Genomic DNA, 17,460 nt, shown 5'->3' on the forward strand with positions numbered 1-17,460 from the left:
ACCTTTTAAAAGGTCTTATAATAGATCGCTTATAGGTAAATTGCAAACTAAAAGACCTTTATATAGGTCTTTTTACCATCCAGCGCGTAAAGCACCTTCCTTTAGGTGGGTGATATAAGCGCTGGATGGTAATCGGCTACTAAACCCATAGAAGTTTTTAGCTTTAAAATAAAGTAAATCTCAAAAGGCAGAAAATGACTAAAACAAGAAAATTCGATAGCATTTTCGATACTGTCACGGATAGCAAAGAGGAATCAAGCGAGCTACAAACACGAGCAGATTTGATGATTGCGATTCGCGATATTGTTAACCAAAAGGGCTGGAAGCAGGCCGAAGCGGCTGAAAAGCTCTCTCTTTCACAGCCTCGTGTTAGTGACTTACTTAATGGCAAAATCGATTTATTTTCAATTGATCTGTTGATGACTTGCTTATTCCGCTTAGGTTTCCGTTTTAAACCGTTATACCAAGATGAACAATTGACAATAGCGGTACAGACCACTTAAGGGTGGGAATGAAGGAAAACACACAAGAAAGCTGTGAAAATGATGTGTTATATACGCTCACGCAAGATGAAAAGCACCTCAATGCTTTGGTGCTGAAATACAGCATTGATCATGTGGAAGCAGCTAAAAACGTCTAAAGACGCAAACCTAGAAACGACCAATACAAAATGAACAGGATCTTACTTATAAATAGCCCTTTTTAGGATTATTTTTTCACCTCCAACAAGGCAAGCCTTTAACCTATCAAATGTCAATTTGGTTTTAGAAAAGCGATTTATCGTGGTTTAGCTAAAAATGACAACAAACTGTCCATGTTGTTTGCCCTTGCCAACGTGTTTCGAGTTGATCAGATGATCCGAGCCGCAAGGGGTTAATCCGTTTAAAAACCACTAAACAAGGTTTAATTACCTTGTTTAGTGGTAGAAAAGTGATAAAGCAGCCACATTACTGACAGCCATTGGACTTTTTAGAATGTTAAGGCGTGCAGCTCGACTTATTCGCATGTTCCCTAATAAACCATTAGCACATCTTCATTATTAAGCTTTTTGTTTCACGACTGCCTTTTGCGTATCCTCTTGTGAGAATTTTTGCATTATCTTACGAACAACATCTTTATAGAGTGTCCCTATTTTTTCCGCAAATGTCGTTATTCTTTTTCCTAGCATTGCGGCCTGTTCACCTCCCGCTTTAACAGATTCAGCAAATTTATCCATTTTTAGAGTATCAGTTCTGTCTATGTCGTCTTCTAAAAGCACCCTATTTTTAAGGTGTTCTTGTAAAAACTGTATTGATTCTACTCGTCTTTTTGCTTGAGATGTGGAATCTGAAATAAGCTCTACAAATCTAAGGTTTGGGTTATCTGAATTTACTATATCTTCGTATTCATCCAAATAACGCTCTAGTGTAAAGCACTCTACTTGAAGCGCTTCGGAAAAATCTATCGCATCATCTACTGATTTGACTACTCTAGTTATTGCCTTCAAGCTCTGAGCTTCAAATTTGTCACTATCGTAATCAAATGCAATGGATTTTTTTTGATTAATCTGAATCGAACGGTTAAACATACTATGGTCTTTTGATTCAAATAATCGTTCCTTTTCATAGTTCATGTCATAATCAGGGTCAATGTCTACCTTCTCTACACTAGATATTGATTTTATGTTTTCCAGTGCTTTTGCATGTTCTTTATCAAGACCAACCCCCCCTAACTCTCTAGCGATATTCTCTCTTGTGGTATCTTCTGATCTAATTCTATTTGCATTAGTAGAGGTGTAAATCTTACTCATTAACTGGTTTAGAAAGCCTGGCTTACTAGGCACTTCAACGTTTGAGGTATTCCCTTCATTGCTAGGCGTCGTGTTTACGTTTTCTTGCGCTTGCTTATATGTTGGTTGTGTAACAAATGGTTGTTGACCCTGAGTTTTAACCGGCTCTTGATTCGTTGCGTCTGCTAGTGGTTGCGTCACTGGATTTAAAGTGGTGGGCGAAATAGGCGTGGTTCTTGATGTTTCGTTTGTCTCACCCTCTACCTCAGCAGTATACAACACTGGTTTTTTTACGTTCTCAAGCGGTTCCTCGCCCAATAATTTCTCTGAGAACTTTTCTACTGACGGAACATCGTCAAAGTTAATAGTAAAAGGATTATCGGAAGTTCCAATGCTCGAATTTGGCTCGCTCTCTACTGCATTTGTTTCATGAGATTCAACTCTTTTATTAATCATATCAAGAGCATAGGTATCTATATCGGAGGCAGTTGATTCTTGTCTTAATGAAAATGATTCGGTTTTTGATTTTTCTATAATTGCTTCATCTGCTTGCAAACTAGAACTTCTGAATAGATCATCTAGATTACTATCATCAACTGACATAGTTTCAACATTGGTACTTACCTCTTCCTGTGACTCGACTTCAACACCGCTTACTGCTCCCAGTGACTCGACTTCAATATTGGTTCTGTCTTCTTGTTTACGTGCAAGAAAATGTTCCATAGAGAATTTGGCCAATGTCACTATCAAATCAATACTTTCGAAAGTGCCATATTCTTTATCTAAGTCTTCACGTAATATTTTTTTAAATTCGTCTTTGTCAAGCATATGACTAAGACGCTGAAACTCAGAGGATTGAAGAATCGCCAATCTTTCTTCTTGTGAAAGTTCCTGAATAAGATCTAACAAGTCTTTCAAGTCTTTTGATAGATCTTCCTGTAACATTTCATTACCCGATAGAATTGCTGGGTTTATTTCAAACTCAGTCATATAATTGGACAAAACATCATTGATTAGCATTATTGCTGCTTGGCTTGGCTCATTGTTAGTACTCATAGTTATCTCCAAATATAGAAAGATTTTTAGAAGATTGCATTAATTCATACATATAGAGATTCCTTCTCTGAATTTTGCTTAAATTAATCCCAATAAGGTCTATATGTTTCCCTCCTACCATGGCTTTAATATCTGTATTTCTTATTTCTGCGGTTGAGGATAATCGCATGTATTTTGTAATTGCTGCGGATAGATTGCTTGGCGACCTAGAAATGAGAGGGGTTATTTTCCATGGAGACATATCGTTAGATTGTAAAAAAATTAAATCCTCAAAATGTTCGTTTGCCTCTTTAATTTTTCTGCTCTTTATGGAATTCATTCCTATAACCTTTTCACTCATCCCTTTAGTAAGAAGTGCCGATTTCATTATTTCAGATTTGAGATTCTGTGCCTTAGTCTCGAAATGATTAGATATTTCATAGCTATTTTGAAGCACTGAATCAAATATGTCGCTCGTTTCGCTATTTGTTAGTCGCTGTGAATGAATTTTACTGTAAGCGTGAAAGAGCGAATTAGTTGAATTTATTAACTCTAGAGCATTATTTTCACGCAATGTTTGGTTGGAAATAGCCTCAAGTTCTAATTTAACTGTCGCTGCACTAACAGCCCTAACTAACTTCGTTGTAAGTGAAGAGGTTAGAGGATCATCCTCGTTCACAAGGGACTGTACGCTTTTCGCTGTTTTATCAAAATCGGATTCTATTTTATTAGAAAGATTTGTTACTTCTTCGGATGCCTCCGCAATTGTCTCGGCCAACCCTATAAATGATTGTTCAACTTTAGAGAATGCTTCCTGGGCCTCAACTGTACCGTTCGTGAACGATATACCCATGCAGGCGGCATCACATATTAAAACACACGGAACCCAAGCATGGGCTTGCGTGGAAGCCAAAGAACTAGCTATTAATGTGCTAGCAATCAAAAATCTCGCAGATGACATTATCGATTTCCTCCAATTCTTTTGGCTTTATTTCAGCTTTTAATATTTCTAGTTGATACGAGTCTTCTACTGGGTCTTGAGGCTCACCAAAAATTGTTTTTCTATAAGCCGTCTTACGCTTTTCATCAGCCTCAATGTTTCCAAATAGAGCTAGAGAGTCCGTTGTGTTTGTACTTGATTCAAGGACAACCAAACCCCGGGTTTCTCTTTCAAGCGTTGCAGATAGCTCATTAAGTTTGTTTCTCACATCCAAAACAGCTTTGTTCATATTGGCTGTAAGCGCTGCACAACCTGTTTTAATTACATAATCTCTGATAACTTCGAATGCTTTAAAGTAACCTATGTTCGTAGGATCAATAAGGTTGAGCTCTATCGACATGTCAATTAGCCCATTAAGGCATTCTTGAGAATGCATCTTGTCATCTAATGCAAATGCTGTGTTTGCCGCAAGATCAAAAGAAGTTTCAAGAGTAGTCCCAAATTTTTCTTTAGAAGTTGTTGCTTCATTCACAAGACTGTCTACGTCTATTGGATCTTCTCCTATGGTGCAAGCGGAGGAATGAGACGGATCTATTGATTGCCATGTGTTGCAGGCAAATTCACTTTTTGCTAGAACGTCTGCTAGCATCAAATCTGCTGTTGTAAGTGAAGATAAGTTAGATGGAAGAAAGGCAGGGACTGCAAAATATTCAGCCGATTGCGCGTAAATGATATCTTCAAATTCTAATGTGTTATTAGAAACGTTTCGATCAACTTTGCTAGCTTGGCCTATAGAAGTAACGTATTCATAATATTTCTTATATTTTTCTATAACGCTAAATGTATTTTCCGACAAATTTACTTGTCTTTCGTCTGATTCATTTAAACCTTTACTGTACTGCTTAACCAACTCAATCCCAATGATCGAAGGTGTCTCATATCGATACTGATTCCTCGTAATTTTTTCAAAAGCTTTAATTTGAGATTTTATTAAGTTCTTCAGTTCTAATGTCATTGTTGTTAGAAATGATGAATACTTAGAAATTGCATCAGAGAACTTTATAGTTACAGCGTCTACCGCCGAAACCTCTCTTTGATTGTTGTTTGATATAACAAGCCCAAGTGAAACTGCTTCAGTAGAGAGTTGAGAGTTTGTTTTCGCTGTTAAAGAATGAATTTGAGCAATGCATTGTGTCAAATCAGACATAATTCGACTGAGATCTGAAACGTAACGCGTGTAGTGAGCTCCAAGTCTGGTGGAGCCTCCTGTCATAGCCCCACCAACGCAAGCTAGATCGCAAGGAATTATACCAATAGGGCCAAAAGGGGTTGGGCATAATCCAATGACGGCAAAGCTCGAACTTGAATAAATTGCTGCAGAAAAAAGAAGCGCCTTAAAGAGAACCAAGGGTATTCTCCGCTCGCTTCTCATCTAGCATTCTCTTGAATAAGATATTGCCTATTATTGTACTTCGAAGCTGCTCTTCTGCTAACGCTCGTTTAGATGCTGTCGATGAGGCTATGATAAATGATGGCATTCCTGGTCGCGCTACTAATGTGGCTAATACGCTATCTAGACTTGTACAAGAAACTCCTGATGGAATCATGCCCTTCTCTACATAATCCGTAACACATTCGGAGGCGTCAACATTTCGTGGTGTGTAATCACCAAAAAACTCTTTGTTTTCATCCGATAAAGGAATGATCGGTGCTTTCGATACTAAACTTCTTAACAAAGTTGCTTGTTTAACAACAACTTCTCCATAGGCTCCTTCTGTTGGAAGAATTCGATCAGGATTAAGGCCAAAAGCCGCAAAATATATCAATTTCTGGTAATCATCTTTACTGATAAGGCTGCTTATATTCTTTCTAGCAATCAATTCATCGGCTTCATCAAGAACTAATTTTCGCGTTCGTTCAAAATAGCCAGCTCTATTATTTACAAAAAGCTCTTCATCTCGTCTATTCCAGCGCTTTAAAAAATCTGCTTCAAGCGCATAAATCCCTTGAGAAAACCCCGTATTGTTTGTAAATAAGTGTAAAAGTGCGTCGGCTCTGTCTCCACCAGAAAAATTCGCCAGACTCCCACCGACTTCATACATTTCGGCGCGAGTTCTTATGAGCTTTTCCGCTGCCTGGAACGACGACGTTATTTCATTTTGCAACTCAAGAGTATTATTTTTCTCTGCTTGCCCTAGAATCGTGAATTGATTATCGACTTGTACGTAGAGTCCAGAAAGCGAACGAATCAATCTCTCATTAGCTGTTAATAACGTTGTTTCTAATGATTTACTAAATGTGTCTATTGAGTCAGATATGTTGGTCCCTGCCTCTTGTACATTTTCTTTTAAGCTGTCTACCTGCGTATCAACACCTCTAATAGCCGATTCAATTAGTTCTGCTTGAGCTATTAACGCGGCAAATCCACGATCTATCGCTGCTTGAGCACAAGTATCGCATGCTAAAACTGATGGTGAGTAGGTAGACATAGCATGAGCTAAAAAAATGGCAGCGCTTGTTTTAGAGAAATTAATTTTCACAATTGTCATCCAACCAGCATCTAGCCCCTTCTTGGAGCTCTAAAAAAGATTTTGTTCCTGAACCTGATAAACCACCAGAAGAATCGCTTTTGTAATATCTGGGGTCTGTTAAGTCTATATTTCCACTATCACTGAAGGGATCCGAATCACCAAAAAATTTTTCATTTATTTCTTCATTCACTTTTTCACTAATTTCTTCCATTAATTCAGAATCTTGCAAAGCTTCAACCTCATATTCATAACTAATGCCTCCACTCGAATTCGTTTCTGCATCAATGTCAACTAAACCGCCAGTAGCTTCTGATACTTTTTCACCAATTTTGTCAATATTAAGAGATAGCTCTTCTGCCCGTTTATTGAGGGCATCAACAATCATAGAGCAACCCAATTTAGTGATTTTTTCTATTATAAGTTTAGGAAACTCAAGCATAAAAACGTTACGGGGATCAATGAGGATAGCGTTTATATCAAGCCCCCTTAGACCATCAAGACACGAAGCCCCGTCTAGCGCATCCTTTGGGGCAAAAGCGGCAGTTGAGGCTGTATCGTATGCATCTTTGATTGAAGTAGCTGAAGCTTCTATAGATTGTTTGGCTTGCTCTGCCCATTGACTGTAATTTGGGCTAACAGCACATATAAGGGCGCCACAGCTAGTATCAGCCGAATTAACATAAGAATTACTACATAAAAGAATAGAGGCACAAACAATTGAATGACGAAGCATTTGAAGATTAATTCCTTGTAATTTGATTGGTTCTCATGTCAACAGACTTTGAAAACACATTTTTATACAGATTTATCATTTCTGTGTTGTCTGGAAGGCATGAAATTGTATCTGCAACTTGTTTTGTTTCCTGCTTACGACTGATATGCAAGATCCTTAAGTGCGAAAAGGCAATTATCTTTTTCATTGTTGCAAGCTCGCTTGATGAAATGCTTTTCATTGATTCAATACCACGAACCTCATTTGCAATTAGAATAAGAAGATATTCTAAAACTTCTGAGGTAGGTCTTGATTTAGAAAGCATGAAAATGATTGATTCAAGATCATTATCACGTAAGGCCGGAATAATATAGACAATAGGAAGCTTAGCTAATTGATAGTCTTCCAGACCCTCATCTTCTATCAGGAGCTCTTCTAGTTTTTTTCTAGCTAAGTCTGTAACTTTCTCTACGGCACCATCATCTATGGTTGGGCTAAAAAATGAATTCAAATTCATAGCCACCTTTATGATTTTGTCTATTTCCTCATTCTCATTTGAGTTCATCTTATTGCTCCACTGCATAGCCTTTGAGACTCGGTGAAATAGATTGCCTTAACAACAACGCCGTGTTGGAAGCAGATGTATTAAGAAAAAGCCTGTAAGTGTCATTGTCTGCAGCTAAATACTCTTCCTCAGTTGGTCGGTCGATAAGTAGTTTCCACATATCATGATTCTTCATGCTAAGAGACTGAAATCCCTTTGAACCATCCAGAGCTATATCTAATCTACTAACTGCATTATCTTTAGCTCTATTTAAGAACTCATTTGCAGATGAGTTTGAATAACCTGCAGCATATATTTGAGATGAAATAAAAGAGGCTGTTACCATCAGCAAAATTGAGTATATTTTCATAACTTCTCCGAATTCTGTTTTGTTTCAAACCTTATAGCTTTTCCATCTTTAATGAGAAAGCCCCCGTTTTTAATTTGCTTTATATCATCGCTCGATTTTCGGATGACATAGGTTTCGTTACCATCACTAACCGTAATGCTCTTATCTTGATTTGATTCTAATGGTTTTCGAGAATTGCTCGATATAGTAACTGAGCTGTTACTCCAATTTACCAAAGAAGCCAATCCACTTTTCTCCATTACAACGCCTAAAGCTTCAATCCATGGAGTGCCCTCATTTATGTCTACAGCTATTCGCTGATCCATATCTGTACCATTAAAAATAGCAAGCTCAAAGTTGCTCGGGATTAATAATGAAATCACATCACCTACACGACGAGAGAAAATCTGCATGTTTGGAGTAACTGATTTAGATTCAAGTGAACGAGATGCATTTCCTATTTCACTTACTGGTAATTTGAGAGCTTTAATATTTTTCACTGTATTATCTGTCGCAATAAAAGCGGCAACAGGTTCGCTGTAGTGCTTAGTAGGAAGTGATTCTGCAGTTTTTGGTTTCACGAGAATGAAATCTGCTTGAACCACCCCTGAACTAATTAACGTCGCAATAAATACAGCCTTTCTACAGTTCATGGTAAAACCTTGCTAATTTTTCGTTTTTAATGCGATCGGTTGAGTGTTCGTCCATCTTAAGATCTGCTAGTTTTAATAATAGTTTTCTAAACAATGGAGATAATGATGGATGAAGAGATAGGACTAAGAAGCTAAGGCCAAAAAATAAACCTACCTTAACACCAGTGGGTCCAATTAAGCTTGGAAGAACTAAAAGACTAACTAAGATAGTAATAAATGAAATTGTTAAGACTAAATTATCCCAAATGAGAAAACCAACCTTGGCATAACCAGATGTGTTCATAACCATCTGGCTTGCCAAAAACGCACTTTGATCCGAGACATATCGATATTCGCTTAAATTCCTCATCAACTTCACCTTTTAATAGCAATTAAAGTAAATTGCTATTAATTATTAATTAGTAAGTCGCTAATATCAATTTAATATTTAATTAATTTCAAACTGGGTCTATCGATATGGAGAATTTATCGAACTCTTCTTGAGTGATGAGGTTGTTGTCTAGATGAGACCTTAAATGGCTTAGTTGGTCGATCGCAACTCCATTGGCACATTTTTCTTTGAAACGAACTCGAAATGCCCGGCTGTAACCTTCGTAATCTTTCGACTCTCGGTATGACTTTCTTACTGCGTCAATTAAAAAAACAATATCTTCCCTATCGAAGTAAAACACATCTTGAATTGCTAGCTCACCATTCTTATCCGTAGCAACTAAACTTTGGGAAATAATAAAACCACTATAAGTTATAAGGTCTATTAAGCTTGTTAATCTAGCTTCAAAAGGAAGTAAGTCGATAAGTCTCTCAAATGCCTGCCATGCTCTTTCGCAGTGAGCGGTTGTAAATAGTTTGTGAGATGAGCGTGCAATCTGAATTCCTATATTAACTGTAAGCGCCTCCCTCATTTCACCAACATAAACTAAATCGGGTCTTTGTCTTAAAAAAGATTTAAGTAATCCTGACATGCCATCTTTATGATCATTGTTTGCATCAAACTGATGAACGTTCCCGATTACACGATTGTCGCCTGCAATATTATATTCAATAGGATCTTCTGCGGTTAAAACATTAATTCTTTTTTTACAAGCCATTTCCGTAACGGCACTTGAAGCTAGGGTGGATTTACCTGCGCCAGTAGGACCGGTAATGATGTTAAATTTTCCAGGAGATGAAATGATTTTTTTAGATAGATCGCTGACTCGCAAATTTTCTAAAGGTATGACTTTTCTCAATGGTCGCAAACATACAAAGCTAGTCTCTTGCGCATTCCCCATTGAATGCCTAAGACCTTCAAGTCGGAATGGAAACCCTAACGAATCGCCATCATTTTTTTTATTAACAATTAGAGTGGCAGTAGCATTATCTCGCATGCGAGTTATTTCATAAACGTGAGTCATGCAGTTGGAAAAAAATTCATCTAATACTAGACGAGGAACCTTCCTCATTGAAGGTTTTTGTTCATCGATAGCGTTTAGAGATACTGTAAGTATTTCCCCACTGTAACGAATCTTTATAACAGTTTCATGTTGTAAAAAAATATCAGATGTCGAATTGTCTTCATGGCAAAGGACCAAGAAAATTCGAAGTGAATTTTCATCCCAGTCACACTGGCCGAAATCTGAAGTGGTAACATTTATATACTTTTTCTTTTCATTAACGACTAACTTTAATGTTGATGCACTCATTATTTATTACCATCCAGCGCGTAAAGCACCTTCCTTTAGGTAGGTGATATAAGCGCCTCTCTATTTATGTGGTCTGTCTTGTTGCTCAATGTATCGCTTTAAGACTTCTAACGGCGCTCCGACTACCGATCCTGCAAAATTTATCCGTTAAATTCTGTTATTTCAACCTCGAAGCCTGTGGCAATGAAGCATAAAAACGCAATGCTTTCTAGTACGTAAATCGATAACCCGATAACAGTCCGAAAGATAGAGCGGGTCTTGGAATAAGAGAATGGACGTGTGCCTTGTGTGGCACAGCGCACGATAGAGATAGAAACAGCGCAAGCAACATTCTCAGCTTGGGGCATCAAGCGCTAGCAGTAGGAATCTCCACCCTTTAGGGGGGGAGGATGTCAACTCAACCTTGAGTCGTTTATGTATATAATCAGACACAAGTAGAAAATATCTTTTAGGCGAAAGAATGTTTAAAAGTACATTAGAGATTGAGAGAGACAAATTATATATACTCTCCCATGGGCTACTTAAACTTCCCCCATTTTCTTCTATCTTCAAAGTCACCTTCGTCATTTATTTTATAAGTTGTTAAATCTAAATCTATTTGTCTCCCTGAAATATTAACAGGCATTTTTACAGACTTTATATCTGGCTTCTTCGTTAGTCCTCGTCGTTCAGAAACAACGTAAAGATAGCGTTGTGTAAAATCAGAAGAAAGGTTTAATACTGATTGCTGATAGTCAATCAGAGTAAGGCAAACTCCTTCAAAATATCCATCGTTAATTCCGTCCTTCCAAGCCTTCATATTTGACGAGGTTAGATCAAAACTATATACCGACTCTACAGGTACATCTTTGTTTGGAAGGTGAAAAAAATCTCTCCATGATGGTTCACTTGTGAGAGCCACAAAGTCATCATCAATGACGACAGTATATCCACGATCATATAAAAGAGAACCGTCTTTTTCTACACCACCCTCAATAATTGAAAGACGCTTTGGAAGGACCAAAGAGTCATACATTATGCTGCGATAGTTATAGATAATATCTAGCTGGGATGCTGCAGGATTTAAAACTGAATTCCAAAAGGTTGCCTCTGTATCAAACTCACCCACCTTTCTACCAAGATTCCATGCTTCCTCATAGATGTTTTCAATTTCACGAACATCGTCACTCGAAAGTTTTTTATTTTCTTGAAAAAATTTTTTGGGATTGTAGTAATTATCAATAGTTTTAGCGAAATTCAAATCTGAGAAATCAGGCTCGCTATTTTCACACATTGAACTAAGAGTTGGTTTAGCTTGGAGCTCTAGGTGTTCCATTGGAGAGTTTGCGCAGCCCGTCACAAGCATCACCGTAATCACACTTGTTCCGTAAAATAATTGTTTTCGAATCTTCTCTGATGATGAGATCGATTTGTGAGTTAGGAACATTGGTGTACGCGACATATAGCAACTCCATTAAAGTAATATTTTCGGCTGGGATAGACACCTGATAACTAGACGTTCTTTTGTCTCTTAGAAGGTCAATATATTTATACCCTGATCGCTCAGAAACATCATGAAGAAGCTGCTCAAAAGAGCCAACCCAAACCCCATTAACAAAACCAAGATTAGCTCTTTGATTGAGAGGGCTTTGTTCGGATACGTTATTTACCCATTCTGTTTCTGGATCGCTAGACACAATTAATCTTTTGCTGTCATTTAAATAATTTACGCTGCGATTCGCAACGTCCATCATTTGTTGCCGGAATTCAATTGTGGCCATGGCTACTGGATCTGGTTCTGGAGATTTAGTTGCACAACCACTCATTACAAAGAATGCAATAGTGGCAAAAATATACCTTGTTTTTTTTGTCTTCATTAAGAGTTTCTCAATTTAGTTTTACGAATAGGAGTACGCACGATATCATTATATAATAAATACAGCGTAAAAGTAACATACACGTATTGACAATTAAGATTTGTAAGGCATTAAAATAATACACTTAATACTCTAACATTTCTGTTTTTGGGGCTGTTTTATAGCGTGATGACTAGAACTGAAAACACAGAACGGGAATACCGTCTAAAATTAAAAACGATTTATGTAAGATATTTTCAGCGGGAGGATAATGATGGTTCTCTAAATAGTAGAGAAAAGGTTTTATCAGTCTTTTCAAAAATTGAATCAGCTTTAACTACTAATTCAGCCAAAAAATACAGGGCGGTTTTGCGTTGGCATTGTAGAAATGAAAGCATAAAATTAGAAAAAAATGATATGAAAATCACTCTTTCAAATAGCAAAAGCTTAAAGATGAAAACGTATCCCAAAGACCTAAGGTTACGTGTTTTAAAGTTGATTAATAGTGTCGCTAGGCCAAGAGAGTCTGTAAAAAGATTCGTTGAGCTCCACTTAAAAGTTGGAGTACTTGTGGGCTATAGGCTTAATGAACTAAGAGATATTTCAGTCGAGGTTATTAGGTCGGACAAGTTTGGAGGTGAAGATAGATGCAAGGTAATAATAGTAAATGGAAAAGCAACAAACGGAAGGTCAAATGGAGATACTAGGTGGATTGAACTTCCAGAAAAATTTGATGGGTTTTCTGTTTCGGAAAGTATTTCCGAGTTAAAGGAATTGTATTTATCATCACCAAAAATGTTAGGAGCTGCAAGATCCTTGCATATGAAAGTCGTAAACGTTGCTCTAAAAAGAAGGTCTGAGACCTCCCTAAGACCAACTCTTTCATCAACAAGGCATGAGTTTAAAGTTTCTGTTGTGGAGGCTTGTGGGGGGATATTATGCAGTGCAGCCATGGGACATATAAGTTCAGATACGCAAAAAAGACATTATGGAAAAAGGAATTTAAACTCTTCAAAAATAGATAAAGACCTCGTTAAATTTCATAAGGAAATGGTTGTTTCGCCAGAAAATATTGAAAGAGTAAGGGTGATTGAAAGAGAAAAAATTTGGGATAAGATTGTTACAGGTGAACAAAGAAAGTTTCAAAAAATATAACCATGTTTGAAAGAGAAATATAATCTGTTCCATGTTTGTCGGAAACAGTGTCTATTTCCCAATATCCAAAACGCTTTTTATTATCTACAATAGCGGGGTGCTCACCGATAGAGAGCTTATTTTAATCACTTCCGCTTTCGTTCGCTGGCCTTTTCTATAGCGCTTTTTTCCTTGTCTCAAGTGGCGATAACTATTGACAATTTAAAGCTAAATAAGTGACAGATACAAGCAGAAGTTGATCAACTTACCATCAGGCGCGTAAAGCACCTTCCTTTTTCAGGTGGGTGATATAAGCGTCTCTTTATTTATGTGGCCTGTCTTGTTGCTTAATGTATCGCTTTAAGACTTCTAATGGCGCTCCGACTACCGATCCTGCAAAATTTATCCGTTAAATTCTGTTATTTCAACCTCGAAGCCTGTGGCAATGTCTCTCATAACACCCTCTATAAAGCTAAGAACGCAATGCCTAAAACAGTTCAAAAAAGACAAATTAAAATGGCGAACTTCCGGAGATTCCCGCCGATCGTTAGGCTTTGTTCTTTGTAAATCTGGAGCCGCTAACTTCGTAAACGGTCAAATACGATTTGCGGGGCATTTTTTCAGTGTCTTATATCAAACCATAATGTTGCCGTACAATCATCTTCTGTTTTTATGTTTTATTGGGTCTGAGTGGGGGGAGTGAAAAAACTCATTAACAAGTTTCTCTGGTTAATATTTTTGTGAATTTGAGTTTTATATTGACAGGATCTTGTCAATTACCAGAACAGATTTGATTTCTGACAGGATCTTGTCAATTTCTAGAACAGCTTTGATTTTTGACAGGATCTTGTCAATTTCTAGACTTTTAGTATTGCTATCGCTTAGATCAAATCTAAAAAAAATGCCACGAGGCCGTGGCACTGAATAACTGATATGACAGCAGGACAGCTGCTAACAGCAAGTGTTCATTATACAACCTTAATTTTTTCTATTCAATAAAAATCTAGATCCAGTTTCTTAATTGATGAATTAAATAATAAATCTATATTTAAAGGCTATTAAATAGCACGCTATCTATTTATAAGACATTGATATTCATGAATTAAAAATTGGAAAAGTATGTTTCATGTATCTCTTATGTAGTTAGCTCTTTTATGTATTTATTGTGTTTATTGTTTTTAACGTATTCATATTAAATAAATACATATAATTCAGTCGCTTAGTCGAACGATGACTATAGGAAGGTCATCACTACATTTATAGCTTAAGTAAATGCGTTATATATGTCTAATCAAAAAATATAGAGACCATATTCCGCAAAGCTTAGATATTTATTTGTTGTCTTTCACTTAAACTATGAGACTTTAACTCCGAGTTTGAATGACGCGTATGCTTATAGTTTTGTTAAAATTTTCTATAAAGGTGGATTGTTGTTTGGTTGTGTTGAGATGTGCTTGTGTCTGTGATGATTTAATGCTGTTTTGTTTGTTGGTGTAGGCATGAGACGTAGTTTGGCCTCAGAGAGTGTCTGATGGGGGGTGCTATACGGCTGGTTTTATTGAGAAGCGGGCTGCTTGTGAAATGCTATTTTGGATGTAAATAATCTAAAAAGCTTTTTAGGAGGTGTGTAGGCAATATTTAGAATCCTCCGAGCAGCATTTTTAACGAGAGCTCCAATCTTTTGTCGATAGTGTCGATCGCTTACCCATTTATTGGAATTGATTTCAGAGTTAATATTTTTAAATAAAGTGGTGACTTTTTTTGCATACGTTTTATTTTTATTGTGACTGACTGTTTGGATGTGTGCCTGAATAGCTATATTGGTTGCACTTTTCCGGCATTTCAGTAAATCTTCCATATTGTGCTTGACTATTTCACAGTGCTTTCGAAATAGTTTGAATTCATCTGAAAGTTTTACAAACCATGATCTGTCTCTCATGCCTTTGCTGCTTGTTCTGGTGCTGAACGTATCTACAATGCGTCCCGTATGAAGTTCGATGTCATCATTCGCTTCATTTTTTGATATGGCCACTATAGCGAATTCTATTTCGGACAATCTTTGGATAGACTGCTCTATCGAATCTGAATTGGAGCCGCTATTTGTCAGGTTTAATGTTTCTCTTATATCAGTTGCAAGAAATGAAAAGCCACCATCAATGCTGTGAATTGATAGGTCACTACGTTCAATTTTGAATAATGCTAACAGAACAAGAAAATCACGAGAAAAAATACTATCGGTAAGATGCATTTCAATATCGTAATCATTGCTTCTTTCTCTGCCAATATAGTCAATGATTAATTCGTGAAAATTACCTTTGTTAATGGGCGCTTTGGTTGGTATTTTTTTTGATGCATCTGATTTTAAAAAATAACGTGCAAATAGGGCTGGTGATATGACGATATTGTCTGTCATGAGTTGTCCTGTTTTTAATTCGCTCTTGATGGCGATTGATAATATTGTGTGATTTAAAAAATAATAAATAAATACAATTATTATGTATATAGTTATTTTGTTATTATTTAAAATTAAATTTCTGAGGATGTTAGATGTCGTTATCACATGTGTCAATTATTTATCTGGCTACAACTTTTTCTGCGAGTGTGTTAGCTAATGACTCCAGTACAGAAGATAGAACCTTTCTCTATAAGGGGAAGTTGATGACCTATGACCAAGTTATGCTCATGACAGCCCCGCCAGAGGGTTACGAGCCTATGAATGATGATGCTGATTGTAGAGAGAGGCTAGAAGTTGAGATCGGTATTACACCTGAGATATTTTCAATTCTTGAGTTGTCAGAGGGGGGGTACAATGGTATGGCTAAGTCATGGCCTACTCGAAGCGGTTCTGTTACATGGGATACGGGGAAATACAGCATTAATGAAATTAATTGGAAAAGAGTGTACCCAACTCTGACTCCGGTTGATTTGAGATGGAATAATTGTGCCTCTCTTATTGCTGCTGCCATGGTTATCCAGCCATTTTACGAGTCAGCTAAGTTAAAGTTGAGAAAAGATATAGTTAATAAAGTGCCTCCGCTAGAAATGTTAGAAGGTCTGGCTTGGAGTCTAGCCGGATATAATTCAAAGACACCAGAAGTAAGAGAAAGGTATAGAGATCGATTGTTAATTATGCTCGCAGCTAACCTTTTTGAAGGTGATGCGAGTACTCTATGGAAAAAAAGCATGAGAAAGTAGCTATATTACATATACTTTCACTTTCTCATGTATCTAAATTGTTAAAGCTCTATTCGTCCTGAGATAGAGCCACCCGCCGTTTTAAGTGATTCTATTTTTGTGTCGATGATTTGTTTCCTAGCTGGATCGTAAACGCCAATCTCTATACCGTTAATCCATAGTAATTGATTTTCGGAGTATGTGATCCGCACTTCTTCAGAAATGCCACTAAATCTCACGTCTACGTCGTCAGCGCGAATGATTCGGCTATCTCCACGAGAGATGACAAGAGATACATCCCTCAGATTATAGACGGCATCAGGTCCAAAGAAGGTCATTTTGGTTAGGTTGAGTAGCGCTGTATCGCGTGGACTTAAGCTAGAATATCTATGAAGAGCGCGTTTCTTAACTATTTCTAGATCGTCTTCAATCTTAGAAAACGATCTAGGGGTCAGCTTGTAACCAATTCTTTCTGATAATTCAGCGATAATTTGGTTGTCCTGCGTAATTGTTTGGGTGATACTGGCTTTTTCTGGTATAGGGTTTAATGGAGGTACCCCAAGAGGTGAGCAACCAACAATGAGTGTGCAAGCTGACATGATTGGTAGAAGAATTTTGAACATTTAGTTATGCCTATAATACGTTAATAAATATTATATACGCATTATAGGCGTTAATTGGTATAAATAATAATTAATATAGATATCCCTCTGAATTCTGAGTGATATATTTTGTACAGATTATACGTTCAACTCTATTGCCACTTTCATTTGTGACTTCAAATGAATTAACGCATACCCTTTTAGTGTTGAAGCCAACACGAACACCACTTTTCACATCCGAAAGAGATGCTTTTGACTCAATTTGAGAGTCAAGGCTGTCGAGCCGGACTTTGTTGTTTGAATACGTATTTAATAGCTCTATATAAGAGCTACTCATTGATATCCTCCCTCCACTAAATCAGACGAGCTGATTATATGGGGGGATTCCTCCTACGAGACGCTCATACCCGAGCGCAAGAATGTTCTTTGCCGCGTTTATGTCGCGATCATGCTCAGCTCCGCACTCTGAGCAAGTCCATTCTCTTATTCGCAAACCTGTTC

The 17,460-nt window shown here is 37.2% G+C and carries 20 protein-coding genes and 1 pseudogene; 5 read left to right on the top strand and 16 right to left on the bottom strand.

The window, feature by feature from the left end:
• Positions 1–194: 194 nt before the first annotated feature.
• Together ACMUMJ_RS12710 and ACMUMJ_RS12715 are read left to right on the top strand one after the other, a co-directional pair.
• Complete coding sequence (locus ACMUMJ_RS12710) at positions 195–503, top strand: helix-turn-helix domain-containing protein (protein ID WP_414679222.1); 309 nt, start codon at positions 195–197, stop codon at positions 501–503.
• A gap of 8 nt (positions 504–511) precedes the next feature.
• A complete protein-coding gene (locus ACMUMJ_RS12715) occupies positions 512–640 on the top strand; it encodes a hypothetical protein (RefSeq protein WP_414679223.1) in 129 nt (42 codons plus the stop codon).
• A gap of 399 nt (positions 641–1,039) precedes the next feature.
• Here the strand turns inward: ACMUMJ_RS12715 and ACMUMJ_RS12720 are convergent, their stop codons facing one another.
• The 10 genes from ACMUMJ_RS12720 to ACMUMJ_RS12765 all read right to left on the bottom strand — a co-directional run bounded on the left by ACMUMJ_RS12720 (position 1,040) and on the right by ACMUMJ_RS12765 (position 10,214).
• Positions 1,040–2,824 (bottom strand): hypothetical protein, encoded by a 1,785-nt coding sequence (locus ACMUMJ_RS12720; protein WP_414679224.1) that lies wholly within the window; start codon positions 2,822–2,824, stop codon positions 1,040–1,042.
• A complete protein-coding gene (locus tag ACMUMJ_RS12725; RefSeq protein WP_414679225.1) occupies positions 2,814–3,764 on the bottom strand; it encodes a hypothetical protein in 951 nt (316 codons plus the stop codon). The genes ACMUMJ_RS12720 and ACMUMJ_RS12725 overlap by 11 nt, the downstream gene beginning before the upstream one ends.
• Positions 3,736–5,151, bottom strand: coding sequence for a hypothetical protein (locus ACMUMJ_RS12730; protein ID WP_414679226.1), 1,416 nt, complete (start codon positions 5,149–5,151; stop codon positions 3,736–3,738). The genes ACMUMJ_RS12725 and ACMUMJ_RS12730 overlap by 29 nt, the downstream gene beginning before the upstream one ends.
• Positions 5,138–6,283: a hypothetical protein gene (locus tag ACMUMJ_RS12735; protein WP_414679227.1), complete on the bottom strand. Its 1,146-nt coding sequence runs from the start codon at positions 6,281–6,283 to the stop codon at positions 5,138–5,140. The genes ACMUMJ_RS12730 and ACMUMJ_RS12735 overlap by 14 nt, the downstream gene beginning before the upstream one ends.
• Complete coding sequence (locus tag ACMUMJ_RS12740; protein WP_414679228.1) at positions 6,273–7,007, bottom strand: hypothetical protein; 735 nt, start codon at positions 7,005–7,007, stop codon at positions 6,273–6,275. Before ACMUMJ_RS12740 ends, ACMUMJ_RS12735 begins: the two co-directional genes overlap by 11 nt.
• Before the next feature lie 7 nt (positions 7,008–7,014).
• Complete coding sequence (locus ACMUMJ_RS12745) at positions 7,015–7,551, bottom strand: hypothetical protein (RefSeq protein ID WP_414679229.1); 537 nt, start codon at positions 7,549–7,551, stop codon at positions 7,015–7,017.
• Position 7,552: 1 nt separating this feature from the next.
• Positions 7,553–7,900 (bottom strand): hypothetical protein, encoded by a 348-nt coding sequence (locus ACMUMJ_RS12750; RefSeq protein WP_414679230.1) that lies wholly within the window; start codon positions 7,898–7,900, stop codon positions 7,553–7,555.
• A complete protein-coding gene (locus ACMUMJ_RS12755) occupies positions 7,897–8,532 on the bottom strand; it encodes a hypothetical protein (protein ID WP_414679231.1) in 636 nt (211 codons plus the stop codon). The genes ACMUMJ_RS12750 and ACMUMJ_RS12755 overlap by 4 nt, the downstream gene beginning before the upstream one ends.
• On the bottom strand, positions 8,522–8,881 hold the full coding sequence (locus ACMUMJ_RS12760; protein ID WP_414679233.1) for a hypothetical protein: 360 nt from the start codon (positions 8,879–8,881) through the stop codon (positions 8,522–8,524). The genes ACMUMJ_RS12755 and ACMUMJ_RS12760 overlap by 11 nt, the downstream gene beginning before the upstream one ends.
• Before the next feature lie 88 nt (positions 8,882–8,969).
• Positions 8,970–10,214 (bottom strand): ATPase, T2SS/T4P/T4SS family, encoded by a 1,245-nt coding sequence (locus ACMUMJ_RS12765; RefSeq protein ID WP_414679234.1) that lies wholly within the window; start codon positions 10,212–10,214, stop codon positions 8,970–8,972.
• A 263-nt stretch (positions 10,215–10,477) separates the two neighbouring features.
• Here ACMUMJ_RS12765 and ACMUMJ_RS12770 point away from each other — a divergent pair, with 263 nt between their 5' ends.
• The gene (locus ACMUMJ_RS12770; RefSeq protein ID WP_414679246.1) at positions 10,478–10,594 is read left to right on the top strand and encodes a zinc ribbon domain-containing protein; all 117 of its coding nucleotides are present in this window, start codon (positions 10,478–10,480) and stop codon (positions 10,592–10,594) included.
• 137 nt (positions 10,595–10,731) lie between these two features.
• Here the strand turns inward: ACMUMJ_RS12770 and ACMUMJ_RS12775 are convergent, their stop codons facing one another.
• Entirely contained in the window at positions 10,732–11,571 is an 840-nt protein-coding gene (locus ACMUMJ_RS12775; protein WP_414679235.1) for a type IV secretory system conjugative DNA transfer family protein, read from the bottom strand.
• The gene (locus tag ACMUMJ_RS12780; protein WP_414679236.1) at positions 11,504–12,070 is read right to left on the bottom strand and encodes a hypothetical protein; all 567 of its coding nucleotides are present in this window, start codon (positions 12,068–12,070) and stop codon (positions 11,504–11,506) included. Before ACMUMJ_RS12780 ends, ACMUMJ_RS12775 begins: the two co-directional genes overlap by 68 nt.
• A gap of 165 nt (positions 12,071–12,235) precedes the next feature.
• On the opposite strand from ACMUMJ_RS12780, the gene ACMUMJ_RS12785 reads away from it, so the two are divergent.
• On the top strand, positions 12,236–13,204 hold the full coding sequence (locus tag ACMUMJ_RS12785; protein ID WP_414679237.1) for a hypothetical protein: 969 nt from the start codon (positions 12,236–12,238) through the stop codon (positions 13,202–13,204).
• 16 nt (positions 13,205–13,220) lie between these two features.
• Here the strand turns inward: ACMUMJ_RS12785 and ACMUMJ_RS12790 are convergent.
• Positions 13,221–13,393: pseudogene (locus tag ACMUMJ_RS12790) on the bottom strand (IS30 family transposase); the annotation flags it as partial.
• A gap of 1,345 nt (positions 13,394–14,738) precedes the next feature.
• Complete coding sequence (locus ACMUMJ_RS12795) at positions 14,739–15,596, bottom strand: hypothetical protein (protein WP_414679238.1); 858 nt, start codon at positions 15,594–15,596, stop codon at positions 14,739–14,741.
• A 134-nt stretch (positions 15,597–15,730) separates the two neighbouring features.
• On the opposite strand from ACMUMJ_RS12795, the gene ACMUMJ_RS12800 reads away from it, so the two are divergent.
• Positions 15,731–16,378: a lysozyme family protein gene (locus ACMUMJ_RS12800; protein ID WP_414679239.1), complete on the top strand. Its 648-nt coding sequence runs from the start codon at positions 15,731–15,733 to the stop codon at positions 16,376–16,378.
• A gap of 41 nt (positions 16,379–16,419) precedes the next feature.
• On the opposite strand, the gene ACMUMJ_RS12805 is transcribed toward ACMUMJ_RS12800, so the two are convergent.
• On the bottom strand, positions 16,420–16,980 hold the full coding sequence (locus ACMUMJ_RS12805; RefSeq protein WP_414679240.1) for a hypothetical protein: 561 nt from the start codon (positions 16,978–16,980) through the stop codon (positions 16,420–16,422).
• A 337-nt stretch (positions 16,981–17,317) separates the two neighbouring features.
• On the bottom strand, positions 17,318–17,452 hold the full coding sequence (locus ACMUMJ_RS12810) for a zinc ribbon domain-containing protein (protein WP_414679247.1): 135 nt from the start codon (positions 17,450–17,452) through the stop codon (positions 17,318–17,320).
• Positions 17,453–17,460 lie beyond the last annotated feature (8 nt).

This window comes from Marinomonas phycocola, assembly GCF_047525455.1.
Lineage (GTDB): Bacteria > Pseudomonadota > Gammaproteobacteria > Pseudomonadales > Marinomonadaceae > Marinomonas.